The organism is Rhodococcus olei (assembly GCF_039540555.1).
Classification (GTDB): Bacteria; Actinomycetota; Actinomycetes; order Mycobacteriales; family Mycobacteriaceae; genus Rhodococcus_G; species Rhodococcus_G olei.
On sequence record NZ_BAABFB010000044.1, the window covers coordinates 73,991 to 99,671 of the forward strand.

General features: G+C 70.9%; 25 protein-coding genes. 21 read left to right on the top strand and 4 right to left on the bottom strand.

The genetic code is table 11. The features are described 5' to 3' along the window. Positions 1 to 41: 41 nt before the first annotated feature. From murC to ABD951_RS13660, 13 genes are all read left to right on the top strand, one after another. Positions 42 to 1,469, top strand: a complete 1,428-nt coding sequence (murC, locus tag ABD951_RS13600; RefSeq protein ID WP_345345952.1) for a UDP-N-acetylmuramate--L-alanine ligase — start codon at positions 42 to 44, stop codon at positions 1,467 to 1,469. Beyond that, on the top strand, positions 1,466 to 2,215 hold the full coding sequence (locus ABD951_RS13605; RefSeq protein WP_345345609.1) for a cell division protein FtsQ/DivIB: 750 nt from the start codon (positions 1,466 to 1,468) through the stop codon (positions 2,213 to 2,215). The genes murC and ABD951_RS13605 overlap by 4 nt, the downstream gene beginning before the upstream one ends. 284 nt (positions 2,216 to 2,499) lie before the next feature. After that, positions 2,500 to 3,732 carry a cell division protein FtsZ gene (gene ftsZ, locus ABD951_RS13610; protein WP_345345611.1) on the top strand — a complete coding sequence of 411 codons (1,233 nt, stop codon included), beginning with the start codon at positions 2,500 to 2,502 and terminating at the stop codon, positions 3,730 to 3,732. After that, complete coding sequence (gene pgeF / locus ABD951_RS13615) at positions 3,729 to 4,472, top strand: peptidoglycan editing factor PgeF (protein ID WP_345345613.1); 744 nt, start codon at positions 3,729 to 3,731, stop codon at positions 4,470 to 4,472. The genes ftsZ and pgeF overlap by 4 nt, the downstream gene beginning before the upstream one ends. After that, positions 4,465 to 5,193 (top strand): YggS family pyridoxal phosphate-dependent enzyme, encoded by a 729-nt coding sequence (locus ABD951_RS13620; RefSeq protein ID WP_345345615.1) that lies wholly within the window; start codon positions 4,465 to 4,467, stop codon positions 5,191 to 5,193. The genes pgeF and ABD951_RS13620 overlap by 8 nt, the downstream gene beginning before the upstream one ends. A gap of 50 nt (positions 5,194 to 5,243) precedes the next feature. Beyond that, the gene (locus ABD951_RS13625; protein WP_345345617.1) at positions 5,244 to 5,861 is read left to right on the top strand and encodes a cell division protein SepF; all 618 of its coding nucleotides are present in this window, start codon (positions 5,244 to 5,246) and stop codon (positions 5,859 to 5,861) included. Between the two features lie 126 nt (positions 5,862 to 5,987). After that, on the top strand, positions 5,988 to 6,275 hold the full coding sequence (locus tag ABD951_RS13630) for a YggT family protein (protein WP_345345618.1): 288 nt from the start codon (positions 5,988 to 5,990) through the stop codon (positions 6,273 to 6,275). A 147-nt stretch (positions 6,276 to 6,422) separates the two neighbouring features. Beyond that, positions 6,423 to 7,250, top strand: a complete 828-nt coding sequence (wag31, locus tag ABD951_RS13635; protein ID WP_345345620.1) for a DivIVA-like cell division protein Wag31 — start codon at positions 6,423 to 6,425, stop codon at positions 7,248 to 7,250. Between the two features lie 49 nt (positions 7,251 to 7,299). Further along, positions 7,300 to 7,515: a hypothetical protein gene (locus ABD951_RS13640; protein WP_345345622.1), complete on the top strand. Its 216-nt coding sequence runs from the start codon at positions 7,300 to 7,302 to the stop codon at positions 7,513 to 7,515. A 261-nt stretch (positions 7,516 to 7,776) separates the two neighbouring features. Beyond that, the gene (gene ileS, locus ABD951_RS13645; protein ID WP_345345624.1) at positions 7,777 to 10,908 is read left to right on the top strand and encodes an isoleucine--tRNA ligase; all 3,132 of its coding nucleotides are present in this window, start codon (positions 7,777 to 7,779) and stop codon (positions 10,906 to 10,908) included. Positions 10,909 to 10,994: 86 nt separating this feature from the next. Next, complete coding sequence (locus ABD951_RS13650) at positions 10,995 to 11,339, top strand: TfoX/Sxy family protein (RefSeq protein ID WP_345345626.1); 345 nt, start codon at positions 10,995 to 10,997, stop codon at positions 11,337 to 11,339. Then, a complete protein-coding gene (locus ABD951_RS13655; protein ID WP_345345628.1) occupies positions 11,336 to 12,688 on the top strand; it encodes a DNA polymerase IV in 1,353 nt (450 codons plus the stop codon). Before ABD951_RS13650 ends, ABD951_RS13655 begins: the two co-directional genes overlap by 4 nt. A gap of 138 nt (positions 12,689 to 12,826) precedes the next feature. Next, positions 12,827 to 13,312 (top strand): WKL family lipoprotein, encoded by a 486-nt coding sequence (locus tag ABD951_RS13660; RefSeq protein WP_345345630.1) that lies wholly within the window; start codon positions 12,827 to 12,829, stop codon positions 13,310 to 13,312. A gap of 63 nt (positions 13,313 to 13,375) precedes the next feature. On the opposite strand, the gene ABD951_RS13665 is transcribed toward ABD951_RS13660, so the two are convergent. After that, on the bottom strand, positions 13,376 to 14,113 hold the full coding sequence (locus ABD951_RS13665; RefSeq protein WP_345345632.1) for a sensor domain-containing protein: 738 nt from the start codon (positions 14,111 to 14,113) through the stop codon (positions 13,376 to 13,378). Beyond that, positions 14,110 to 15,033, bottom strand: a complete 924-nt coding sequence (locus tag ABD951_RS13670) for a hypothetical protein (protein WP_345345954.1) — start codon at positions 15,031 to 15,033, stop codon at positions 14,110 to 14,112. Before ABD951_RS13670 ends, ABD951_RS13665 begins: the two co-directional genes overlap by 4 nt. A 93-nt stretch (positions 15,034 to 15,126) precedes the next feature. On the opposite strand from ABD951_RS13670, the gene lspA reads away from it, so the two are divergent. From lspA to dnaE, 6 genes are all read left to right on the top strand, one after another. Next, positions 15,127 to 15,729, top strand: coding sequence for a signal peptidase II (gene lspA, locus ABD951_RS13675; RefSeq protein WP_425569851.1), 603 nt, complete (start codon positions 15,127 to 15,129; stop codon positions 15,727 to 15,729). Next, positions 15,729 to 16,655: an RluA family pseudouridine synthase gene (locus ABD951_RS13680; protein ID WP_345345634.1), complete on the top strand. Its 927-nt coding sequence runs from the start codon at positions 15,729 to 15,731 to the stop codon at positions 16,653 to 16,655. Before lspA ends, ABD951_RS13680 begins: the two co-directional genes overlap by 1 nt. Beyond that, positions 16,648 to 17,319: a hypothetical protein gene (locus ABD951_RS13685; protein WP_345345636.1), complete on the top strand. Its 672-nt coding sequence runs from the start codon at positions 16,648 to 16,650 to the stop codon at positions 17,317 to 17,319. Before ABD951_RS13680 ends, ABD951_RS13685 begins: the two co-directional genes overlap by 8 nt. Beyond that, positions 17,316 to 18,257, top strand: a complete 942-nt coding sequence (gene rarD, locus ABD951_RS13690) for an EamA family transporter RarD (RefSeq protein ID WP_345345638.1) — start codon at positions 17,316 to 17,318, stop codon at positions 18,255 to 18,257. The genes ABD951_RS13685 and rarD overlap by 4 nt, the downstream gene beginning before the upstream one ends. Before the next feature lie 12 nt (positions 18,258 to 18,269). Continuing rightward, positions 18,270 to 18,803, top strand: a complete 534-nt coding sequence (locus ABD951_RS13695) for an Rv2253 family sensor-like surface protein (RefSeq protein ID WP_345345640.1) — start codon at positions 18,270 to 18,272, stop codon at positions 18,801 to 18,803. A 181-nt stretch (positions 18,804 to 18,984) separates the two neighbouring features. Next, entirely contained in the window at positions 18,985 to 22,530 is a 3,546-nt protein-coding gene (gene dnaE, locus ABD951_RS13700) for a DNA polymerase III subunit alpha (RefSeq protein WP_345345642.1), read from the top strand. A 12-nt stretch (positions 22,531 to 22,542) separates the two neighbouring features. Here the strand turns inward: dnaE and ABD951_RS13705 are convergent, their stop codons facing one another. Continuing rightward, a complete protein-coding gene (locus ABD951_RS13705; RefSeq protein WP_345345644.1) occupies positions 22,543 to 22,923 on the bottom strand; it encodes a CD225/dispanin family protein in 381 nt (126 codons plus the stop codon). Between the two features lie 132 nt (positions 22,924 to 23,055). Continuing rightward, entirely contained in the window at positions 23,056 to 23,280 is a 225-nt protein-coding gene (locus ABD951_RS13710; protein ID WP_345345646.1) for a hypothetical protein, read from the bottom strand. A gap of 110 nt (positions 23,281 to 23,390) precedes the next feature. Between ABD951_RS13710 and ABD951_RS13715 the strand changes: the two genes are divergently transcribed. Next, complete coding sequence (locus ABD951_RS13715; protein WP_345345648.1) at positions 23,391 to 23,825, top strand: nitroreductase family deazaflavin-dependent oxidoreductase; 435 nt, start codon at positions 23,391 to 23,393, stop codon at positions 23,823 to 23,825. Between the two features lie 60 nt (positions 23,826 to 23,885). Further along, entirely contained in the window at positions 23,886 to 25,661 is a 1,776-nt protein-coding gene (locus tag ABD951_RS13720) for a pyruvate dehydrogenase (RefSeq protein ID WP_345345650.1), read from the top strand. Positions 25,662 to 25,681: the final 20 nt, after the last annotated feature.

Genomic DNA, 25,681 nt, shown 5'->3' on the forward strand with positions numbered 1-25,681 from the left:
CGTCCGGATCGGACCTGCCCGAGCAGCTGCGGCGGGTGCACATGGTCGGGATCGGGGGCGCCGGCATGTCCGGCATCGCCCGGATCCTGCTGGCCCGGGGCGGGCAGGTGTCCGGCTCGGACGCGAAGGAGAGCCGGACGGTGCTCGCGCTGCGGGCCCGCGGCGCCCAGGTCCGCATCGGGCACGACGCCAGCGCCCTCGACCTGCTGCCCGGCGGGCCGACGGCCGTCGTGTCCACCCACGCGGCGATCCCGAAGGACAACCCGGAGCTCGTCGCGGCCGCCGAGCGGGGTGTCCCGGTGATCCTGCGGCCCGCGGTGCTGGCATCGCTGATGTCGGGGCACCGCACCCTGCTGGTCGCGGGCACCCACGGCAAGACGTCGACCACCTCGATGCTGGTCGTCGCGCTGCAGCACTGCGGCGTCGACCCGTCGTTCGCGGTCGGCGGTGAACTGAACGAGGCCGGCACCAACGCCCACCACGGCTCCGGGGACGTGTTCGTCGCCGAGGCCGACGAGAGCGACGGGTCGCTGCTGCAGTACGACCCGAACGTCGTGATCGTCACCAACATCGAGGCCGACCACCTCGACTTCTTCGGCAGCACCGAGGCCTACGTCCAGGTGTTCGACGACTTCGCGGACCGCATCGCGCCGGGCGGACTGCTCGTGGTGTGCCTCGACGACCCGGGATCCGCGGCGCTCGCGGAACGGGTGGTGGCGCGCGGGCTGCCGATCCGGGTCGTCGGCTACGGCAGCGGCGAGCACACCGTCGCGGAGGTCCCGGTGCACGCCCGGCTGCTGGACTGGGAACCGCGTGACGTCGGCGGCGTGGCGCAGGTCCAGCTCGCGGGGGAGACCGCACCCCGCACGATGCGGCTGTCGGTGCCGGGCCGGCACATGGCGCTGAACGCGCTCGCCGCGCTGCTCGCGGCGCGCGAGGTCGGCGCCGAGCTCGACGAGATCGTCGACGGCATCGGCGGATTCGGCGGTGTGCACCGCCGGTTCCAGTACACCGGCCGCGAGAACGGCGTCCGCGTGTTCGACGACTACGCCCATCACCCCACCGAGGTCCGGGCGGTGCTCGGCGCGGCCCGGGAGCTGGTCCGGGCGTCCGGCGGCCGGGTGCTGGTGGTGTTCCAACCGCACCTGTACTCGCGGACCGCGGCGTTCGCGACCGAGTTCGGCGCGGCGCTCGACCTGGCCGACGAGGTGGTCGTGCTCGACGTGTACGGGGCCCGGGAGGCGCCGATGCCCGGGGTCAGCGGTGCGCTGGTCGCGCAGGCGGTGAGCGGGCCGGTCCACTACCAGCCGGACCTGTCGGCCGCGCCGCGGCAGGTGGCGGCCCTGGCCCGCTCCGGTGACGTCGTGATCACGATGGGCGCCGGTGACGTGACGATGCTCGGCAAGGAGATCCTGAGCGCGCTCGCCGCGGCCCCCGCGGCGGCGCGGACACGCCCGGAGCCCTCGTGAGTTCGGGCCGTCGTCCGGGGCGCGTGCGCCGGTCCGGCCGCACGGCCAGGATCCGTTCCGGATCGGCGGTCCCGGTCCGCAACCGAAAACCGCTGTACCTGACCGCGGTCGCGGTCGTCACGGTGGTCGCGCTCGGGCTGGTCGCGTGGTTCTCGCCGCTGCTGTCGGCGCGCACGATCACGGTCGTCGGCAACGTCGGGGTGCCGAGCGAGGAGGTGCTGGCCGCGCTCGCGGTGCCGGCCGGGACTCCGTTGCTGCGGGTCGACGCCGGTGCGGCGGCGCAGCGGGTCGCGGCGATCGCGAAGGTCGACCACGCCCGGGTCGAGCGCCGGTACCCGTCGACGATCCGGGTCACGGTCGTCGAGCGGACGCCGGCCGTGTTCTACGACGCGCCGGAGGGCACCCACCTGATGGACGCGTCGGGAGTCGCGTACGCGATCGAACCCGCCCCGCCGGGGGTGCCGCGGTTGAAGGTGGCAGATCCGAGCCGGGACGACCCCGCGACGACGGACGCACTGACCGCACTGACCGCGCTGACCGCGATGCCTGCGCCGTTGCGACCGCAGGTGACCGAGATCAGCGCCGGGTCCCTGTCGGACATCCACCTGACCCTCGCCGACGGGCGGCAGCTGGTGTGGGGGAGCGCGGAGGGGTCGGCGTACAAGGCCGCGATCGTGTTGCCGCTGCTCGGTCAGCCGGGGCAGGTGTACGACGTGTCGAGCCCGGACCTGCCGACCGTCCGGTGACCGGCGCCCCGGCACGGATCGCGGACGACACGATCGCGGACAAATCGGTGCACCCGTCGGCGCGCCTGCTGGCATCGGCGCTGCGGCCTGCATACCGTTTCGCCTCAGTCAGTGACTTGACATAACCATAACTCTATGGTTGAGGTTGAGGGTTTGTCGTGCGGTGCCGCCACACCGGTGGTGGGAAAGCGTCGGACACACCAGTAACCTCAGCGCCACAAGTAACGTCAGCATCGCCAGCAACACCCTCAGCGCGAATACCCCCACACGGAAGGCGAGAGCCCATGACGCCCCCGCACAACTACCTCGCCGTTATCAAGGTCGTCGGCATCGGCGGCGGCGGTGTGAATGCGGTGAACCGGATGATCGAGCAGGGACTCAAGGGAGTCGAGTTCATCGCCGTCAACACCGACGCCCAGGCACTGCTGATGTCCGACGCAGACGTCAAGCTCGACGTCGGACGCGAACTGACCCGCGGTCTCGGGGCCGGCGCCGACCCGGAGGTCGGCCGGAAGGCCGCCGAGGACCACAAGGACGAGATCGAAGAGGTGCTCAAGGGCGCCGACATGGTCTTCGTGACCGCGGGTGAGGGCGGCGGCACCGGCACCGGCGGCGCGCCCGTCGTCGCCTCGATCGCCCGCAAGCTGGGAGCACTGACCGTCGGCGTCGTGACCCGCCCGTTCTCGTTCGAGGGCAAGCGGCGCGGCGGCCAGGCCGACGCGGGCATCCAGGCGCTGCGCGAGTCCTGCGACACCCTCATCGTGATCCCGAACGACCGGCTGCTGCAGCTCGGTGACGCCGCGGTGTCCCTGATGGACGCGTTCCGCTCCGCGGACGAGGTCCTGCTCAACGGCGTCCAGGGCATCACCGACCTGATCACCACGCCGGGTCTGATCAACGTCGACTTCGCGGACGTCAAGGGTGTCATGTCCGGCGCAGGCAGCGCCCTGATGGGCATCGGGTCCGCCCGTGGCGACGGCCGTGCGATCCAGGCCGCCGAGGCCGCGATCAACTCGCCGCTGCTGGAGGCGTCGATGGAGGGCGCGCGGGGCGTGCTGCTGTCGATCGCCGGCGGCTCCGACCTGGGTCTGTTCGAGATCAACGAGGCCGCCTCGCTGGTCCAGGAGGCCGCGCACATCGACGCGAACATCATCTTCGGCACGGTCATCGACGACTCGCTCGGCGACGAGGTGCGGGTCACCGTGATCGCGGCCGGGTTCGACGGCGGCGCCCCGGTGCGCCGGGTCGAACCGCCGCAGCAGCAGGCGGCAGGCCGGGGCACCATCGGTGTCGCAACCGCCGGCGAGATCGGCCGGACCCCGGCCGCGGCGCCGAAGGAGCCCGCCGCGCCCGCGCCGGCCCCCCAGCAGCACGGCACCGAGGCGCGGGAGCCCCGGCACGAGGCCGCCCCGACCGCGCTGCCGCCGATTCCGGTCGGCGCCACCACGCGGGCCGTCCCCGTTCCGGTCGAGGACGGCGACGACGACGTGGACGTGCCCGACTTCATGCGCCGGTGACGGCCGCGTCCGTGACACCGACGGTGCGGGTCCGGCGGGTCGTGACGACGCGGGCCGGGGGAGTCTCGGCCGCGCCGTACGACTCGTTCAACCTGGGCGATCACGTCGGCGACGATCCGGCGGCGGTCACCGCGAACCGGCGACGGCTGGCCGCGGGCATCGGGCTGCCGTTCGAGCGTCTCGTCTGGATGGAGCAGATCCACAGCCGGAACGTGACGGTGGTGTCGGGCCCGGTCGCCGCGCCGGTCGAGGCGACCGACGCGCTCGTCACCACCGAGCCGGGTCTCGCGCTGGTCGTCCTCACCGCCGACTGCGTCCCGTTGCTGCTCTCGGACGACGAGGCCGGCGTGATCGCGGCCGTCCACGCGGGCCGTGTCGGCGCCCGGATCGGGATCGTGCCGCGGGTGCTCGACACGATGGTCGCCCAGGGTGCGGACGTCGCGCGGATCGGTGCGTTCCTCGGCCCGGCGGCCAGCGGCAGGCAGTACGAGGTGCCCGCGGCGATGCAGGCCGACGTCGAGGCGCACCTGCCGGGCAGCGCCTGCACGACCGAGCGCGGCACCCCGGGTCTCGACCTGCGGGCCGGCCTGCGTCGGCAACTGCTCGCCGCCGGTGTCGCCGGTGTGGCCGAGGATCCGCGGTGCACGATCGAGGACCGCGCACTGTTCAGCTACCGACGGTCGGGCGTGACCGGGCGGATCGCCGGGGCCATCTGGATGGAGCCGATCGACGGTGAGTGACGAGCGCGCCACGCAGATCGCGACCGCGCTGGCCGGGGTGCGGGAGCGTCTGGACCGCGCCGTTGCGGCCGCCGGCCGTGCCGCCGGCGAGGTGCAGCTGTTGCCGGTGACGAAGTTCTTCCCGGCGTCCGATGTGCGGATCCTGCACGACCTCGGATGTCGGGAGTTCGGCGAGTCCCGCGAGCAGGAGGCGTCCGCGAAGGTCGCCGAGCTGCGCGACGCCGGTCTCGCCGACCTGCGCTGGCACATGATCGGGCGCCTGCAGCGCAACAAGGCCCGCGCGGTCGCGCGGTGGGCGTTCGCGGTCCATTCGGTCGACTCCGACCGCCTGGTCGACGCGCTCGCCGCGGGTGCGGTGGCCGCGCTGGACGCGGGGGAGCGGGCCGAGCCGCTGCGGGTGCTGCTGCAGGTCAGTCTCGACGGCGACCCGACCCGCGGTGGGGTGCCGCTGGCGGACCTGCCGGTGCTCGCCGAGCGTGCCGCAGGCGCGGACGGCCTGACCCTGGCGGGGTTGATGGCGGTGCCGCCACTCGGGGCCGATCCGGACGCGGCGTTCGCGAGTCTCGGTGCCGCCCACCAGGACTTGATGCGCGTTCATCCGCGGGCGCGTACCTTGTCGGCCGGGATGACCGGCGACCTCGAGAGCGCGGTCCGACACGGATCGACGTGCGTGCGTGTCGGAACCGCGTTGTTGGGTTCGCGGCCGATAACCTCGAAATGAACTGATCGGCGTCCCGACCGATTATCCGCCGCGCCAAGGAAGGTCGATCGATGAGCACTCTGCACAAGTTCAAGGCTTACTTCGGCATGGTTCCCCTCGAGGATTACGAGGACGACTACCTCGACGAACCCCGTCGCGCGCCCCGGAGTGCCCGCTACGACGACGGTGTCGACGGCGGCTACGACGACGTCGGGTACGGCGGTCGTGACGATCTCGACGACCGGCAGCCCGCTCCCCGGCGGATGGAGCCGCTGCCGCCGCGTCCGTCCCGTCCGAGCCCGTCCGCGGGGGTGGCCCCCCGCCCGGCGGCGACCCACGGTGCGCTCGCGGTGAACGCGCAGCCGCGCATCGAGAGCCGACGGGCGCCGGTGTTCGACGAGGGTGGGCCGCTGTCGAAGATCACGACGCTGCGGCCCCGGGACTACGGCGAGGCGCGGATCATCGGTGAGCGGTTCCGGGACGGGACCCCGGTCATCATGGATCTGGTCGAGATGAGCAACGCCGACGCCAAGCGTCTGGTCGACTTCGCGGCCGGCCTCGCGTTCGCGCTGCGCGGTTCGTTCGACAAGGTGGCGACGAAGGTGTTCCTGCTCTCGCCGGCGGACATCGACGTGTCCGCCGAGGAGCGACGCCGGATCGCGGAGAACGGCTTCTACAATCAGAAATAACCAGGTGACGCGCGGTGTCGGGCAGGTGCCCGGGCCGCGCGTCTCTCGTTGGCGAGCGGGTGCGACCGGGTCGGTTCGGTCGCACCCGGTTTTGATGGCCCCGGAGGAGTCAGGCAGAGTGGTGGAGTGCCCTTGTTCGCGGTGATCTACTTCGTGCTGTTCGTTTTCTGGTTGCTCATCATCGGACGAATCATCGTCGAGTTCATCCGGACATTCGCGCGGGATTGGCATCCGACCGGCTTTGTGGTCGTCATTCTCGAAGCGATATTCACGGTCACAGATCCGCCGATCAAGTTGCTGCGGCGACTTATTCCGTCGATTTCGCTCGGCGGAGTACGGCTGGATCTTTCCATCATGGTCTTGCTGTTCATCGTGTTCATCCTGATGCAAGTCGTACAGGGACTTGCCGCGTGACGTGCACGAATCGAGTTGTGGCGCGGTGCTGCGGAGTGGGTGTGACAGAATGACCCGCAGTTACAGTGTGAATACGTGGTCCTGCAGTGGATGCGCCATAACTGAATGCTTGCTTGACCGCCAACAGATGCGCAAAGGGGTCCTTCCATGCCGCTGACACCAGCCGATGTTCACAACGTCGCGTTCAGCAAGCCTCCGATCGGGAAGCGTGGCTACAACGAGGACGAGGTCGATGCCTTCCTCGATCTCGTGGAGCAGGAGCTGTCCCGGCTGATCGAGGAGAACGCGGACCTGCGCCAGCGTGTCGGCGAGCTCGACCAGGAACTCGCGGATGCCAAGAAGGCGCCGCGGCCCGCAGGGGCCGCCCCGGCCCCGGCACCCGCACCGGCTCCCGCGCCGGTTCCTGCTCCCGAGCCGCCGAAGCCGGTCGCACCCGTCGCCGCGGCCCCCGCCGCGCCGGCTCGTGGCCCGGAGGAGGCCAACCTGCAGGCCGCGAAGATCCTCGGCCTCGCCCAGGAGATGGCCGACCGCCTCACCGGTGACGCGAAGAGCGAGTCCGAGCAGCTCGTCACCACCGCGCGCTCGAACTCCGAGCAGCTGGTCAGCGATGCGCGGACCCGCTCGGAGGCGATGATCGCCGACGCGAAGCAGAAGTCCGAGGCACTGCTCGCCGACGCCCAGACGCGGTCCGAGACCCAGCTGCGGCAGGCGAAGGAGAAGGCGGACGCCCTGCAGGCGGAGGCCGAGAAGAAGCACACCGAGATCATGGCGACGATCAACCAGCAGCGCAGCGTGCTGGAGGGCCGGATCGAGCAGCTCAAGACGTTCGAGCGCGAGTACCGGGTCCGGCTGAAGTCGTACCTGGAGTCGCAGCTCGAGGAACTCGAGCAGCGGGGTTCGGCGGTTCCCGTCGACGGTGGTCAGGAGGGCTTCGGCTCCGAGGGATCGAAGTCCTTCGCCAAAGGAAACAGCTGACCGGGCGCCATAGCGTTGCGGTCGTGACGACTCGTGGCAGGGGGCCGGCGTGCTGGTTCTGACCCTTGCGATGGCGGCCGTGGGGTTCGCTCTCCTCGTGATCGCCCTGATGACCGGATCGGTCGCCTGGGCGTGGGGATGCATCGTGGTCTGCGTCGTCGGTGCGGTGTTGCTGCTGGTGAGTTCGCTGCGCAGCAACACCGCGCCGGAGGCGGGACGTCCCGGCAACGACGCGACCGGCAGGCGATTTGACGGTTCCGACTAGAATCGGGACTGCAGACAGGGCGTTGATCCGGCCATCACCGGGGAGTCTTCGGAAGAACGGTTCCGGCGCCGCCCACTCAGGCGCGCCGGCACCCAGTAGAACCGAACGGGTTCGGCCCGTCACAGCCGATGTACGAGTGGTCCGGACGGGAGCGCAGGCGCCCCTTCGTCCGGGCAAGCGGGGTGGTACCGCGGCCACGGCGCACCGGCGCCGACGTCGTCCCCGTGCCAGTGGAGAGCAGGCACGAGGGAGCGAAGAGAAGTGTCCGACAACACCGGCGACGTGAGCGCCGCCTATCCCCGCGTCGACCTCACCGGAAGCAGGTCCGGCGGCGGTGTGAACTTCCCCGAGCTCGAACAGCGGGTGCTGGCCGAGTGGGACGCCGACGACACGTTCCGCGCGTCGATCGCGAACCGGGACGGGGCCGAGGAGTTCGTCTTCTACGACGGCCCGCCGTTCGCGAACGGGCTGCCGCATTACGGGCATCTGCTCACCGGCTACGTCAAGGATCTGATCCCGCGTTTCCAGACCATGCGCGGCAGGAAGGTCGAGCGCCGGTTCGGCTGGGACTGCCACGGACTGCCCGCCGAGCTCGAGGCGGAGAAGCAACTCGGCATCAAGGACAAGTCGCAGATCGACGCGATGGGGCTGGCCGAGTTCAACGCCTACTGCAAGCAGTCGGTGCTGCGGTACACCGACGAGTGGCGTGACTACGTGACCCGTCAGGCCCGTTGGGTCGACTTCGACAACGACTACAAGACCCTGGACCTGGACTTCATGGAGTCGGTCATGTGGGCGTTCAAGGAGTTGTACGACAAGGGCCTGATCTACCAGGGCTTCCGGGTGCTCCCGTACAGCTGGTACGAGCAGACCCCGCTGTCGAACCAGGAGACCCGCCTCGACGACGCGTACAAGATGCGTCAGGACCCGGCGGTCACCGTGGACATGGTGCTCAGCGCCCCGGGCACCGAGCTCGACGGCGCGAATGCGCTGATCTGGACCACGACGCCGTGGACGCTGCCGTCCAACCTGGCCGTCGCGGTGCACCCGGAGATCGACTACGTCCTCGTCGAGGGCAGGGACGGCAAGCGCTACGTGCTCGCGAAGGACCGGATCGGCCACTACGGGCGCGAGCTCGGCGACGAGCCGACCGTGGTGTCCGAGTACCAGGGTGCCGACCTGGTCGGCCTCGGCTACGCGCCGCCGTTCGACTTCTTCCTCGGCCGCGACAACGCCCACCGGGTGCTGGCCGCCGACTACGTGACCACCGACTCCGGTACCGGAATCGTCCACCTCGCACCGGCTTTCGGTGAGGAGGACATGGACGTCGCGACCGCGAACGGCATCGCGGTCGTGCAGCCGCTCGACGCGGGCGGCAAGTTCACCTCGATGGTGCCGCCGTACGAGGGCATGCAGGTCTTCGATGCCAACCCGGTCATCATCAAGGACCTCAAGGCCGCCGGAAAGCTGTTGCGGCACGAGACGATCGAGCACTCCTATCCGCACTCGTGGCGGTCCGGGCAGCCGCTGATCTACATGGCGGTGCCGTCCTGGTTCGTCGCGGTCACCGAGTTCCGGGACCGGATGGTCGAGCTGAACCAGGAGATCACCTGGGTGCCCGAGCACATCCGCGACGGCCAGTTCGGCAAGTGGCTCGAGGGTGCCCGGGACTGGAACATCAGCCGGAACCGCTACTGGGGCAGCCCGATTCCGGTGTGGATGTCGGACGACCCGGACTACCCGCGGGTCGACGTGTACGGCTCCCTCGACGAACTCGAGCGCGACTTCGGCGTGCGTCCGACGGACCTGCACCGGCCGATGATCGACGAGCTGACGCGACCGAACCCGGACGACCCGACCGGCCGGTCGACGATGCGGCGCGTGCCCGAGGTCCTGGACTGCTGGTTCGAGTCCGGGTCCATGCCGTACGCGCAGGTGCACTACCCGTTCGAGAATCGGGAGTGGTTCCAGACCCACAACCCCGGCGACTTCATCGTCGAGTACAACGGCCAGACCCGTGGCTGGTTCTACACCCTGCACGTGCTGGCGACCGCGCTGTTCGACCGTCCGGCGTTCAAAACCGTTGCGGCGCACGGCATCGTGCTCGGCGACGACGGGCTGAAGATGAGCAAGTCGAAGGGAAACTACCCGGACGTGAAGGAGGTGTTCGACCGGGACGGCTCCGACGCGATGCGGTGGTTCCTGATGTCGTCGCCGATCCTGCGCGGCGGCAACCTGATCGTCACCGAGCAGGGCATCCGGGAGGGTGTCCGGCAGGCGCTGCTGCCGCTGTGGAACGCGTGGAGCTTCCTGCAGCTGTACGCGTCGAAGCCGGGCACCTGGCGCACCGACTCGCCGCACGTGCTCGACCGGTACATCCTCGCGAAACTCGCCGCGACCCGGGACGCGATCACCGACGCGCTCGAGGTCAACGACATCGCCGGGGCGTGCGACGAGCTGCGCACCTTCTGCGACGCGCTGACCAACTGGTACGTGCGGCGTTCGCGGAACCGGTTCTGGGACGAGGACCGGGACGCGATCGACACCCTGCACACCGTGCTGGAGGTGACCTGCCGGCTGGCGGCGCCGTTGCTGCCGATGGCGACCGAGGTGATCTGGCGGGGCCTGACCGGTGGCCGTTCGGTGCACCTGACCGACTGGCCGGCGGCGACGGACCTGGTTCCCGACGCGGAGCTCGTCGAATCGATGGACGAGGTGCGTAACGTGTGCTCGACGGTGCTGGGCCTGCGCAAGGCGCAGAACCTGCGGGTGCGGCTGCCGCTGCCCGAGGTCACCGTCGCCGCCGGGGACGCCGAGCGGCTGCGGCCGTACCTCGGCATCATCGCCGACGAGGTCAACGTCAAGAAGGTGGACCTGACCGACGACGTCGACGTGCACGGCCGGTTCGAGCTGGTCGTGAACGCGCGCGCCGCCGGTCCGCGGCTCGGCAAGGACGTGCAGACCGTGATCAAGGCCGTCAAGGCCGGTGACTGGACCGAGGTCGGCGGCGTGGTCAGTGCCGCCGGCATCGCCCTGCTGCCCGAGGAGTACACGCGACGGCTGGTCGCCGCGGAGCCGGAGTCGACCGCGGCTCTGCCCGAGAACGCGGGACTGGTCGTGCTGAACTCGCAGGTCACCGAGGAGCTCGAGGCCGAGGGCTGGGCGAAGGACCGGATCCGGGAACTGCAGGACGCGCGCCGTGCCGCCGGGCTCGACGTCTCGGACCGCATCGCCGTCACCCTCGAGGTGCCTGCCGATCGCCTCGACTGGGCGCAGCGGCACCGCGACCTGATCGCCGGCGAGATCCTCGCCACGAGCCTGGAACTGGGGGCGGCGGGTGCGGGTGCCGTCGACCTCGGCGAGGGGGTCCGGGCCGTCATCGCGAAGGCCTGACGGTCGGCACCATCCGCCGAGTTCCCGAGCAGCATCCCACCGCGGTCCCGCGCGGCGGTGTCGGTGCGGCGGCGTAGGTTGCCGCCATGAGCACCAGCAAGGAGACGGTCGCGTACGTCCTGGGGCAGCTCGAACCCCTGGACGTGCGCGCCCGTGCGATGTTCGGCGAGTACGGCCTGTACTGCGACGCGAAGCTCGTCGGGCTGATCTGCGACGACACGGTCCTCGTGAAGCCGACCGACGTGGCCGTCGACCTCGGTCCGGAGGCGTTCGCGCCGCCGTATCCGGGTGCGAAGGATCATGTCGCCGTCCCCGAGGATCGGCTGGCGGACGTCGACTGGCTGCACGAGTTCGTCCGGCGGACGGCCGACGCGCTGCCCGCGCCGAAACCGAAGAAGCCGAGACCCGGGAAGAATCCGACACCGAGATGACCCGACCGCCCACCTCACGCCGGTGGGTGCTGCACCTGGACATGGACGCGTTCTTCGCCTCGGTCGAGCAGCTCACCCGGCCGACCCTGCGGGGTCGGCCGGTGCTCGTCGGAGGCCTGGGGGGTCGCGGCGTGGTCGCGGGGGCCAGCTACGAGGCCCGCGTGTTCGGGGCGCGGTCGGCGATGCCGATGCACCAGGCGCGCCGGCTCGTCGGGCTCGGCGCGGTGGTGCTGCCGCCGCGCGGCGGGCTGTACTCGTCGGTCAGCAAGACCGTGTTCGACACCCTGCGGACCCGCGTCCCGGTGCTGGAGATGCTGTCGCTGGACGAGGCGTTCGCCGAGCCCGGCGAACTCGTCGGCGCGGACCCGGACCGGGTGCTGGCCTTCGCCGAGGAGCTGCGATCGCTGATCCGGGAGCGCACCGGGCTGGTGGCCTCGATCGGTGCCGGGTCCGGCAAGCAGATCGCGAAGATCGCGTCCGGTCTCGCGAAGCCGGACGGGGTCCGGGTCGTGACCGCGGACGAGCAGCGCGGGCTGTTCGAGGCGCTGCCGGTGCGCAAGCTGTGGGGGATCGGCCCGGTCGCCGAGGCCCGGCTGCGGCGGCTCGGCATCGAGACCATCGGCCAGTTCGCCGCGACCAGCGAGACCGAGGTCGTCACGCTGCTCGGGGCGACGATCGGGCCCGGGCTGCACCGGCTCGCGCGGGGCATCGACGACCGCCCGGTCGCCGAGCGGGCCGACGCCAAGCAGGTCAGCGCCGAGACCACGTTCGCCGAGGACCTGGTCACCCTCGACCAGCTGCGCGCCGCCGTCGCGCAGGCCGGCGCGAGTGCGCACGCGCGTCTGGAGCGGGACGGCCGCGCCGCGCGGACGGTCGTGCTGAAACTGAAGAAGACGGACATGACGATCGTGACGCGGTCGGCGACGCTGCCGTACGCGACGACCGACCGGGAGACCCTGGTCGCGACCGCGCAGCGTCAGCTGATCGACCCGCGCGAGCTCGGCGCGATCCGTCTCGTCGGGGTGTCGCTCGGCGGGCTGACGGAGACCGCACAGGGGTCCCTGTTTCCGGACCTCGACCGAGGCGAACCAGCGCCGGAGGGTGTGAATCCGGACACATCGCCGATTCCCGGGCCGGCGCGCTCGACACCGGCCGGCGGCGCATCGCGCTGGCGCCCCGGGCAGGACGTGCGGCACCCCGAGCACGGTCACGGCTGGGTACAGGGGTGCGGGCACGGCGTGGTCACGGTGCGGTTCGAAACCCGGTCGACCGGTCCCGGATCGGCGCGGACGTTCCCGGATTCCGACGAGGACCTCGAGACGGCCGACCCCGCGGCCAGTCTTTGTTAAGGAAGCCCTTATTTTCGTCGTGTTCACTAAGGTGACACGTGCTCGCGGGGCGATCCGGCCGGACTCGCCGCCGCGACCCCAGGACACACAGAACATTCGTGCCCGGAAACGTTCCATCGAAGAGAAGGACACACATTGATGCTCCGCAAGACCCTCGTCGCCGGTGTCGCGGTCGCGGCCGCGCTGACCCTCGGCGCCTGCAGCTCCAGCGACGGCGAGCCCGCGACCACGACCAAGAAGGCGCCCACCACCACCGCCGTGGCGATCGACGCCCCGCCGGTGCCGACGGCCGCCGAGCTCAACGCGATGCTCGTCAAGGGTCTCGACCCGGCCACCCCGACCACGGAGAAGGTCCTCCTGGTGCAGGACGGCGAGTCGGATCCGGGTCTGTTCGACCAGGTCGCCGCCGCCGCGAAGGCGAACAACGCGACCGTCACGGTCGTCGACCCGATCCTCGACAACGGTGACGGCACGCTGACCGCGACCGTGAACATGGAGATCGGCGGCCAGGTGAACCCGGGCACCGCGACGTTCGTCGTCGAGAACGGCCGCTGGGTGCTGTCGAAGGAGTACGCCTGCAACATCGTCAAGCTGGCGAACCTGACCTCCCCGGCCTGCGCCTGACGCGCGCCCGTCCGGATGCCGGCACCCCGACGGGGTGCCGGCATCCGGCGTTTCGGCGGGCCGTCAGTCGGCGGTGTGCCGCTGCTTCTCGACGGCGGTCCGGGCGAGTCCGGCGAGCACGGCCGGGTCGATCGGCTGCTGCCCGGACGCGACCACCTGGACGATCACGCCCCCGGTGACCGCGATCACGGCATCCGAGACCATCGTGACGCCGTCGCTGGTGGTCTGCAGCCGGACCGCGACCGACGCGTCGCCGACGGTCGGCTGGTCGAGTCCGCCGAGCCGGTACTGCACGGCCACGCCGTCCGCGTCGGTGCCCGTGTAGCGGTCGCACGCGGCGAGGGTTCGCTGCACCGTCGTGAACGCGAACGCCGCGCCGGCGTCGGGGTAGGCGGCGGCATCGGTGTCGATGCTGGTGAAGGCCGGGCCGGTGAAGCGGGCGACCCCGCGGGCCGTGGCGCCGGGCACCTGGTCGGCGAGTTCGGCCAGCACCGCGGCGCACGCCTTCGGGTCGGTCGACGCGCGGTCCGGCTGGGCACTCTCGGTCGTGGCGGGCAGGCCGAGGTCCTGCTCCGGGTCGGGGATCGAGGCGAACCCGGCGGGCAGGTCACCCACCCCGAGCAGCGCCGCCCGCAGTCGGGTCTGGTCCGGCACCGCCGGCGCCCCGGCCGGGGTGGGGGCCGTCGCGGTCGTGACCGGCGGCAGCGTCGCGTCGGCGGCGGCGGTGTCACCGCCGCCGGTGCCGCACGCCACCAGCGCGGGCGCGAGCGCGAGCGCGGTCAGCGCGAACGCGGCCCTCACGGCTGCGACCACCTGACGCTGTTGGTGGTGGTCTGCCGCAGCCGGGTGGTGTTGCCGGGGTCGGAGTAGACCTGTTCGCCGGCGACCGTGACGGTCCCGTCGACGGGCAGTGGCGCCCCGAGGTCGACGACCAGGGTTCCGGTGCCCGTCATCACGAACGTGTCGATGTCGAGGGTGCCCGCGCCACCGGGCAGGGTCCACACCGGCGCGTCGGGGGTCTGGGTGACCGAGACGTCGACGGTCAGCCGGTCGCCGTCGCGTTCGCGCAGGGTCGCGGTGGTGACCTGGCTCAGCGACATGCCGCTCATCACCTGCTGTCGCATCGTCCACACCGCACCGGCCCCGATCGGGGTGTCCGGGAACACGACCGCACGGTAGACGGCCTGGTAGAACGCCTGCTCGATCGCCGAGCGGGCGATGTCGGGCGAGCTGGGCGGCGGCGTGATCCGCAGCGCCGTGACCGCCCCGGTCGGCTGCATCGACAACCCGGCCTTCGATCCCTGCGACGCCGTCAGCGCGTCGGTGAGGCGCCGGTCGGGGGAGGTGACGGGGCCGAGGATCAGGCCGACGGAGTACGCGGGGTCGGCCGCACCGGCGACGGTGGCGGTCAGCGGCATCGTCAGCGCCGGGGTCGACAGGTCCTGTTGCGGCTGGTCGCCGATCTGCTGGTAGATCTCCGACCGCGTGGTCATCAGCACGTTCTGCGGCGCCGCGGCGTCGAGGGCGAATCGGATCGGCGACCGGGGCTCGGCGCCGGCGTCGACGACGGTCGTGGTGACCGCGGAGACGGGGACGGTGGTCTCGCCCGCGGTCACGTCGGCGGACGAGGGGGCGGAGGTGCCGTCGTCGCTGCCGCACGCGGCGGCGAGAGTGACGACGGCGAGGGCCGCGACGACCTGCGCGGTCCGTTTCGGGAACACAGACACCCGACCAGGTTAGCCAGGGCTCGGGTGGCTGCCGCTCGCGATCGCGCCGTGAGGGATGATGGCGGGGTGAGTGAAGCGGAGAAAGGGGTGGACCCCACGCCGGAGACACCCGCGGGACCGGCGCCGGGAGCGCGGCCGAACAGCGACGCCGGACGGGCGCCGCTGCGGATGCCGATGCTGATCCTCGTCGCCGCGGCGGTCCTGATCCTCGACCTGGTCACCAAGATCGCGGTGGTGCACTACCTGGATCCGTTCCGGCCGGTCCGGGTCATCGGGGACGTCGTCACCCTGAAATTGATCCGCAATCCCGGCGCGGCCTTCTCGATGGCCACCGGCATGACGTGGCTGCTGACCCTCGTCGCGATCGCGGTGGTCGTCGGGGTGATCAAGATCGGCCGGACGTTGCGTTCGGCGTGGTGGGCGCTGGGCCTGGGCCTGGTTCTGGGCGGCGCGCTCGGCAACCTGATCGACCGGCTCTTCCGGGCACCCGGCCCGCTGCAGGGCCACGTCGTCGACTTCGTGTCGGTCGGGTGGTGGCCGGTGTTCAACGTCGCCGACTCCGGGATCGTGTGCGGCGCGATCCTGCTGGTGGCGCTCACCCTGTTCGGAATCAACCCGGACGGAACCCGCGGGCACGGCGACGAAGGCGCCGCCGCCACCACCGACCAGCCGACCGAGAAGGAGTCCTGATGCGCGAGACCCGTTCCATGCCGGTACCGGACGGCCTGGAGGGCATGCGGGTGGACGCGGGGCTGGCGCGGCTGCTCGGACTGTCCCGGACGACGGTGGCGACGCTGACCGACGAGGGGTCCGTGCTGGTCGACGGCAGTGCCGTCGGCAAGTCGGACCGGCTGCCGTCGGGCGCGTGGCTGGAGGTGACGCTGCCGGAACCGGCCCGCCCGCTGACGGTCGAGGCGCAGCCGGTCGAGGGCATGGACATCCTGTACTCCGACGACGACATCGTCGCCGTCGACAAGCCGGTCGGGGTCGCCGCGCACGCCAGCGTCGGCTGGACCGGCCCGACCGTCGTCGGCGGCCTCGCCGCGGCCGGGTTCCGGATCTCCACGTCCGGCGCGCACGAGCGGCAGGGCATCGTGCACCGGCTCGACGTCGGCACGTCCGGTGTCATGGTCGTCGCGACGTCGGAGCGCGCGTACACGGTGCTCAAGCGGGCGTTCAAGCAGCGCACGATCGACAAGCGCTACCACGCGCTGGTGCAGGGCCACCCGGACCCGTCGAGCGGCACCATCGACGCCCCGATCGGCAGGCACCGCAGCAGTGACTGGAAGTTCGCGGTCACCGCCGACGGCAAGCCGTCGATCACCCACTACGACACCGTCGAGGCCTTCCAGGCGGCGAGCCTGCTCGACATCCACCTCGAGACGGGTCGTACCCACCAGATCCGGGTGCACTTCTCCGCGCTGCGGCACCCGTGCTGCGGCGACCTGACGTACGGCGCCGACCCGAGGCTGGCGGAGCGGCTCGGGCTCGAGCGGCAGTGGCTGCACGCGCGGTCGCTCGGGTTCGCGCACCCGGCGGACGGCCGGTGGATCGAGATCACGAGCGAGTACCCGAAGGATCTGCAGCACGCCCTGGATGTCCTGCGGAGTGTCTGACCGGATCGCCGCCGCGGTCGCCGCGGTGTGCGCGGCGGGACTGGTTGCGGTGGTGCTGGTGTTGGGGGCGGCTAATCCGCCGCGGCAGGCCCCGATCGCGACCGACCGGCTCGGCCCCGACTCCGGCGAACTCGTCGCCGACTACCTGGCGCGCGCGTCGGCGAGCGTCGACCCCACCGGGACCGACCCCCGGTGGGCTCTGGTGACGTTCACCACCGAGGTGACGGCGACACAGGCCGCGAGCCTGGTCGGCGCCGCCGGGACGGACGACGCCGCGATCTCACAGCTCTGGTTCCGGGTGCCGATCGACCGGGTGCAGACGCCGATCGTCGCGGTCGGGGTCGCGGGCGCAGAGTCGATCGCCCGCGCGCCCGGCTATGCCGCGGCGCAGTTGTACGGCACCACCGGCGAGTGGGACCGGCAGGGCCGCATCGACGCGGTGTCGGCCGCCCGGCTCGGCGAGAACTGTGCGTGCGCCCTCGCGGCGACGATCCGGGCGTCGCAGCGCGACCTCGCCGCGGTCGCGGCGGTGCCGGGTGTCCGCGCGGTCGAGGCGCTGCCCGCGGACGCCGTCTTCGGCCGGTTCGCGGTCCGGCCGCTGCTGCCGGAGCAGACCCTCGCGGTGACTCCCGGACCCGACGACGGGGAGGTGCCGGAGCGGTGAGCGAGGCGGCCGCCGGGGTGGGGCGCAGCGACCGCGACGTCGGGGTCGCCGCCGCCGTCGGGGCCTACGCGTTGTGGGGGATGTTCCCGATCTTCTTCGGGTTGCTCGCCCCCGCCGGGCCGGTCGAGATCCTCGCGCAGCGGATGCTGTGGACGCTGGTCGTGATGCTCGGCGTCGCCGCGGTGGTCGGCCGGCTCTCGCGGCTGCGCACGCTGACACTGCGGGCGGCGCTGATGGTGGTCGCCGCCGCGGCCGCGATCTCGGTGAACTGGGGCGTCTACATCTACGGCGTCACGTCCGGCCGGGTCGTGGAGGCCGCCCTCGGATACTTCGTGAACCCGCTGGTCAGTGTGCTGCTCGGCATGGTCGTCCTGCGGGAACGGATCAACCGCTGGCAGGCGGTCGCGCTCGGTTTCGGTGCGCTCGCGGTCGTCGTCCTGACGGTCGACTACGGCCGCCCGCCGTGGATCGCGTTGGTGCTCGCGCTCAGTTTCGGCGGCTACGGACTGATCAAGAAGACCATTCCGCTCGACCCGGTGACGAGCCTGACCGCCGAGGGCATCGTGACGGCGCCGTTCGCGCTCGGGTACCTGGCGTGGCTCGCGGCGTCGGGCGCGAGCACGTTCGTCGGCCACGGGATCGTTCACACGCTCCTGCTGATGTCGGCGGGCGCGGTGACGGCGGTGCCGTTGCTGCTGTTCGGGGCGGCCGCGCAGCGGGTGCCGCTCGTCACGCTCGGCATCATCCAGTACCTGAATCCGGCCCTGCAGATGACGTGGGGCGTTGCGGTGCTGCACGAGGACATGCCGGGGTCCCGATGGGCCGGTTTCGTGCTGATCTGGCTGGCGCTGGTGGTGTTCACGGTGGACGCGGTGCGCCGGGTCCGGAGGTCGCGACGGCAGGTGGGCGATCGCCCCGCGCTCGGACTGTCGACGTGATTCAATTCACGAATGCGCACGGGACTGCTGGTAGCCGCACTGGGTGCCCTCCTGTCGGTGGCCGCCGCGGTCCCCGCGGGGGCGGCGCAACCGTCCTGGTCCGGTGACTACTCGCTGAAGCGGTTCGCCGCGACGAAGACCGGGACGAGTCTGGCGGCCCGGCAGTGGGAGCCCGATTTCGCCGACACGTACCGATTCGAGACGAGGTGCGCCGACCCGTCCTCCGACGCGACCTGTGTGGCCACGGTCGTCGACGGCCCGGCGCCGGCCAACCCGACCCTCCCGCTGCCGCCGAAGTACACCTGGGACGGGACCAGCTGGGTGCACGTCTACGACTGGCAGTGGGACTGCTGGCAGGGCGAGGGGGTGCCCAAGGTCTGGACGCCCGCGCACTCGGTGGCGTACTACACCCCGCAACCGGACGGCACGCTGACCGGCTCCTGGCGCACCGACATCACGGGTGGCCCGTGTGACGGCTCGGTGATCATGGCGGTCGCCGCCTATCCCGTCGCCCCGGCCCCCGCACCGTTCGGCAGCAGCAGCTGACGACGAGCGCGGGCAGGCTTCCGAGGCCGGTCGGCGCGCGGCCGTCCCTGCGGGCGGATCCGGTCCGCCGGGTTTCCTCCGTCACGTCGGTGTCCGGTCTGCCCAGGTGGCTCCGGGGCGCTGCGATAACCGGCCCGGCGTGCCGGGAAATCGTGTCCCCCCGACCGCCTACACTCGGGGCGTGGCTGACTCCTTCGTCCATCTTCACAATCACACCGAGTACTCGATGCTCGACGGCGCGGCGAAGGTCGGACCGCTGTTCAAGGAGGCCCAGCGCCTGGGCATGACCGCGGTCGGGATGACCGACCACGGAAACATGTACGGCGCCAGCGAGTTCTACAACAAGGCGAAGGCCGCGGGCATCAAGCCGATCATCGGCATCGAGGCGTACATCGCGCCGGAGTCCCGGTTCAACACCAAGCGGGTGCTGTGGGGCGATCCGAGCCAGAAGTCGGACGACGTGTCCGGCTCCGGTTCGTACACGCACATGACGATGGTCGCGGAGAACGCGACGGGTCTGCGCAACCTGTTCAAACTGTCGTCGCGGGCGTCGATCGAGGGCCAGCTGGGCAAGTGGGCCCGGATGGACGAGGAGATCATCGCCGAGCATCACGAGGGCATCATCGCGACGACCGGGTGCCCGTCGGGGGAGATCCAGACCCGGCTGCGGCTCGGCCACGACCGCGAGGCCCTGGAGGCGGCCGCGAAGTGGCAGGAGATCTGGGGCAAGGACAACTTCTTCCTCGAGCTGATGGACCACGGCCTGTCCATCGAGCGGCGGGTCCGCGAGGGGCTGCTGCACATCGGCAAGACGCTCGGCATCCCGCCGCTCGCGACGAACGACTGCCACTACGTCACGAAGGACGCCGCGGAGAACCACGAGGCGCTGCTGTGCATCCAGACCGGCAAGACGCTGTCCGATCCGACACGGTTCAAGTTCGACGGTGACGGCTACTACCTCAAGTCCGCCGAGGAGATGCGCGCGATCTGGGACACCGAGGTCCCCGGCGCCTGCGACAGCAGCCTGCTGATCGCCGATCGGGTGCAGCCCTACGACGACGTGTGGACGCACCGCGACCGGATGCCGATCTTCCCGGTCCCCGAAGGGCACACCCAGCAGACGTTCCTGCATCACGAGGTCATGCGCGGCCTGCGCGAGACACGGTTCCCGGGCCGGCCGGTGCCCGACGAGTACGTCACCCGCGCCGAGTACGAGATCGGCGTCATCAACCAGATGGGTTTCCCCGCGTACTTCCTCGTGGTCGGCGACCTGATCAACCACGCCAAGGACGTCGGCATCCGGGTCGGTCCCGGTCGTGGCTCCGCGGCCGGGTCGCTGGTCGCGTACGCGATGGGCATCACGAACATCGACCCGATCCCGCACGGCCTGCTGTTCGAGCGGTTCCTCAACCCCGAGCGCGTGTCGATGCCCGACATCGACATCGACTTCGACGATCGCCGCCGCGGCGAGATGGTCCGCTACGCCACCGAGAAGTGGGGCAGCGACAAGGTCGCGCAGGTCATCACGTTCGGCACCATCAAGACGAAGGCCGCGATCAAGGACTCGGCGCGCGTCCAGTTCGGGCAGCCCGGGTTCGCGATCGCCGACCAGATCACGAAGGCGCTGCCGCCGCCGATCATGGCGAAGGACATCTCGGTGTCGGGCATCACCGACCCCGACCACGAGCGGTACAAGGAGGCCGTCGAGGTCCGGCAGCTGATCGACACCAACCCGGACGTCAAGAAGATCTACGACACCGCGCTCGGCCTCGAGGGGCTGATCCGCAACGCCGGCGTGCACGCCTGCGCGGTGATCATGTCCTGCGAGCCGCTCACGGACGCGATCCCGGTGTGGAAGCGCGCCCAGGACGGCGCGATCATCACCGGCTGGGACTACCCGTCGTGTGAGGCCATCGGCCTGTTGAAGATGGACTTCCTCGGCCTGCGGAACCTGACGGTGCTCGGCGACGCGATCGAGAACCTGAAGGCGAACCGCGGCATCGACCTGGATCTGGACTCGCTGCCGCTGGACGACCCGGCGACGTACGAACTCCTGGCCCGTGGTGACACCCTCGGCGTGTTCCAGCTCGACGGCACCGCGATGCGCAGCCTGCTCAAGCTGATGAAGCCGACCGGCTTCGAGGACATCGTCGCGGTGCTGGCGCTGTACCGGCCGGGTCCGATGGGTGTGAACGCGCACACCGACTACGCCAAGCGCAAGAACGGCCTGCAAGAGGTCAAGCCGATCCACCCGGAGCTCGAGGAACCCCTGAAGGACATCCTGGCCGAGACGTACGGCCTGATCGTCTACCAGGAGCAGATCATGCAGATCGCGCAGAAGGTGGCCGGGTACTCGCTCGGCCAGGCCGACCTGCTGCGCCGCGCGATGGGCAAGAAGAAGAAGGAGATCCTCGACGAGGCCTACGACGGCTTCGCGGCGGGCATGAAGGAGAACGGGTACTCGCAGGCGGCGATCACCGCCCTGTGGGACACCGTCCTCCCGTTCGCCGGCTACGCGTTCAACAAGTCGCACGCCGCCGGCTACGGCCTGGTGTCGTTCTGGACCGCGTACTTCAAGGCGAACTACCCGGCCGAGTACATGGCCGCGCTGCTCACCTCGGTCGGCGACGACAAGGACAAGTCGGCGATCTACCTGGCGGACTGCCGCTCGATGGGGATCACGGTGCTGCCGCCGGACGTGAACGAGTCGGTGGTGAACTTCGCGTCGGTCGGCGAGGACATCCGGTTCGGCATGGGCGCGGTACGCAACGTCGGCGCGAACGTGGTCGAGTCGATCATCTCGGCGCGCACCGAGAAGGGGAAGTACACCGACTTCTCCGACTACCTGAACAAGATCGACGCCCAGGCGTGCAGCAAGAAGGTCACCGAGTCGCTGGTCAAGGCCGGCGCCTTCGACTCGCTGCACCATCCGCGCAAGGGGCTGTTCCTCGTGCACACCGACGCGATCGACGCGGTCATGGGCACGAAGAAGGCGGAGGCGGCGGGCCAGTTCGACCTGTTCGGCGGTGCGGACGCGGACGAGTCGATCACGTCGGTGTTCAACGTGAAGGTGCCCGACGAGGAGTGGGACACCAAGCACCGGCTCGCCCTGGAACGGGAGATGCTCGGCCTGTACGTGTCGGGGCACCCGCTGGACGGGGTCGAGCACGTGATCGCCGCGCAGACCGACACGCAGATCGCGGCGATCCTCGAGGGTGAGGCCGGCGACGGCGCGCAGGTCACCGTCGGCGGCATCCTCGCGTCGGTCACGCGGCGGATCAACAAGAACGGATTGACTTGGGCGGCAACCGAACTCGAAGGTGTCGGGGGCGCCTCGGTGGAGGTGATCTTCTTCCCGCAGGCCTACTCGGTGTACGGGATGGACATCGCCGAGGACTCGGTGGTCCTGGTCAAGGGCCGGGTCAACGTCCGCGACGAGCGGGTCTCGATCATCGCGAACGACCTCGCGGTGCCGGACCTGTCGGCGATCGGCGTGGCCAAACCGATCGCGGTGAGCCTGCCGACGCGGATGTGCACCCCGGACAAGGTCGGGGCGCTCAAGCAGGTGCTCACCCGGCACCCCGGCACGTCGGACGTGCACCTGCGTCTGATCAGCGGCGAGCGGATCACGATGCTCAAGCTCGACGACAGCCTGCGGGTGGAGCCGTCGTCGGCGTTGATGGGTGACCTGAAGGCCCTGCTCGGGCCGAGCTGCCTGAGCGGGTAGCGGTCCGGCTGGTCACCGCATGTGCGGGTGATGCCAGCCTGCGTCGTAGCCGCCGCCGTTGGTGATGACCACGGCGGCGACCACGGCGTACACGATCAGGAACAACAGCAGCAGGCCACCGAACAGCCACAGCGAGATCTGCCCGAGTCGGCGGGCCCGCTCGGACGCCTCCTGCGCGCCGGCGGGGTCGCCGCTCGCCCAGCGGGGGTAGACGTCCAGGGCGTGGGTGAACGCGGCGAACGCCAGTGGCCAGAAGAACAGCAGTGAGGCGACGGCCCAGCCGATGTTGGTCGGCGGTCGTGGCGGATACGCGGCGGGCTGTCCGGCGGCGGGTTGCCCGCCGGGTGGGACGGTCGTCGAGTCGTTCGGAGTCGAGTCGTTCGGAGTGGACATCGCAGGCTCCCGAGGTGAGTGTGCCCCGTCGACCAGCCTACGACCGGCGAGGGTGTCCCAGCTCCGGATTCGGCGCCCTGGGCGCCCGAACGCCGCCCGGTCCGCCCGGGCGCGGGGTCTGAGTGCCCCGCCTCAGCGGGTGGTGTTCCAGTGCAGCCTGCGCGCCCACCACACGATCACGGTGGCGGCGGCGGCCGCGAGCACGGCGGGCTGCAGCGTCTGGGTGACGATCAGCAGGGTGAGGAAGACCAGCAGGCCGACGACGAGGGCCTCGAGCTTGTACAGGGGCCACGCGGTACCGGCGATGTCGACGGTGCCGTGCGTGTGCCGCGTGTGCAGGTGGCCGGCGGTGGTCATGAGTTCAGGGTACCTGCGACCAAGGTTTCGGTCCACCGAACAATCCTGTTCGAGAAGGTGAGATCCGTCTCCGTGCTGCGCCTGTCGGTGCGCCGGTGTTGACTGGAGTCATGCCACTTTCCGGAGAGTACGAACCCAGCCCGAGCCAGTGGGCAGCCGAGCAGGTCGAGCTGTACGAGCGGTCCGGCGGGACCGAGGGGGTCACCCTGAACGGCAAGCCGGTCGTGGTGCTGACCACGCGCGGAGCCAAGTCGGGGAAGCTGCGCAAGACTCCGCTGATGCGGGTCGAGCACGACGGCCAGTACGCGATCGTCGCCTCGCTCGGCGGTGCCTCGAAGAACCCGGTCTGGTACCACAACGTGATCGCCGACCCGCACGTCGAGCTGCAGGACGGCCCGGTCAAGCAGGACATGACCGCCCGCGAGGTGACCGGCGACGACAAGGCGGTGTGGTGGGAGCGGGCCGTGCTGGCCTTCCCCGACTACGCGAACTACCAGACGAAGACGGACCGGCAGATCCCGGTGTTCGTCCTCACCCCGCGGTAGCGCGTCCCGCGTCCCGAGGCGCCGTGCTCGGCGCCGATCCGGTTACGGAGGTGCCGTGCGATGGCTCCCGCCACGGTTGCGGACCAGCTCGTCGGCCAGCTCGTCGCGGCCGGTGTGCGCCGGATCTACGGCATCGTCGGCGACAGTCTCAATCCGGTCGTCGACGCCGTCCGGCGGTCCGGCGGCGCGGGCGTCGGCGGTGTCGACTGGATCCACGTGCGGCACGAGGAGGCGGCCGCGTTCGCGGCCTCGGCCGACGCCCAGGTGACCGGCGAGCTCGCGGTGTGCGCGGGCTCGTGCGGTCCGGGGAACCTGCATCTGATCAACGGCCTGTACGACGCGAACCGGTCGGGGGCGCCGGTGCTGGCGATCGCCTCGCACATCCCGAGTGTCCAGATCGGCACCGGATACTTCCAGGAGACCCATCCGGACCGGTTGTTCGTCGAGTGCTCGGTCTACACGGAACTGATCGGCGCGCCGGCGCAGGCGCCGCGGGTGGTGCACACCGCGATGCAGCACGCCCTCGCCGGGCCCGGCGTCGCGGTGATCACCCTGCCTGGTGACGTCGCGGACCGGCCCGCGGAGGGCGCGCCGCCCGCCGTGATCCGGACCGGGCGGCCGGCGATCGTCCCGGCCGCCGACGACGTCGCCGCGCTCGCGGACGCGATCAACGACGCCCGGCGGGTCGCGATCTTCGCCGGTGCCGGGGTGCGCGGCGCGCGGGGTGAGGTGCTCGCCCTCGCCGAGCAGGTCGGTGCGCCGATCGGGCACACCCTGCGCGGCAAGGAGTGGATCCAGTACGACAACCCGTACGACGTCGGGATGACCGGCCTGCTCGGGTACGGCGCCGCCCACGACGGAATGCACGACGCCGACCTGCTGCTGCTCGTCGGCACCGACTTCCCGTACGACCAGTTCCTGCCCGAGGGCGTCCGCACCGCGCAGATCGACTGCGATGCGGCCAAACTCGGCAGGCGCACCGGACTGGACCTGGCGGTGCACGGCGACACGCTCAGCACGCTGCGGGCGCTGGCACCGCTGGTTCGACGCAAAGCCGACCGCGGTTTCCTCGAATCGCAGTTGACGCGGCACCGGATGCTGATGGAGAAGGTCGTCGGCGCCTACACCGGAGACGTCAAGCAGCGCACACCGATCCACCCGGAGTACGCGGCCTCGATCCTCGACGACCTGGCCGCGCCGGACGCCGTCCTCACCGCGGACACCGGGATGTGCAACGTGTGGACCGCCCGGTACCTGAACCCGAACGGGTCGCGGCGGTTCCTGTCGTCGGCGCTGCACGGGTCGATGGCGAACGCGCTGCCGCACGCGATCGGGGCGCAGGTCGCGTGTCCTGGCCGACAGGTGATCTCGGTGTCCGGTGACGGGGGGCTGTCGATGTTGCTGGGGGAGTTGATCACGGTCGCGGCGACCCGGCTGCCGGTCAAGGTGGTGGTGTTCGACAACTCGACCCTCGGGATGGTGAAGCTCGAGATGCTCGTCGACGGGCTTCCGGACTTCGGCGTCGACGTCCCCGGCGTCGACTACGCCGCGGTCGCCGCCGCACTCGGCATCTTCTCGCGACGTGTGGAGGACCCCGCCGATGTGGAGTCCGGGCTGCGCGCGGTCCTCGACCACGACGGCCCGGCGCTCCTCGACCTCGTCACCGACCCGATGGCGCTGTCCCTGCCGCCCTCGATCAGCGCAGGCCAGGTGAAGGGCTTCGCGTTGGCGATGTCGAAGATGGTGATGAACGGCGGCGTCGGCGAGGCAGTGCAGATGGCGAAGTCGAACATCCGCAACATCCCGCGGCCGTCGCAGTTCGGGGCCGGCGGGTGAGTGGTGACGCGGCCCGGGCG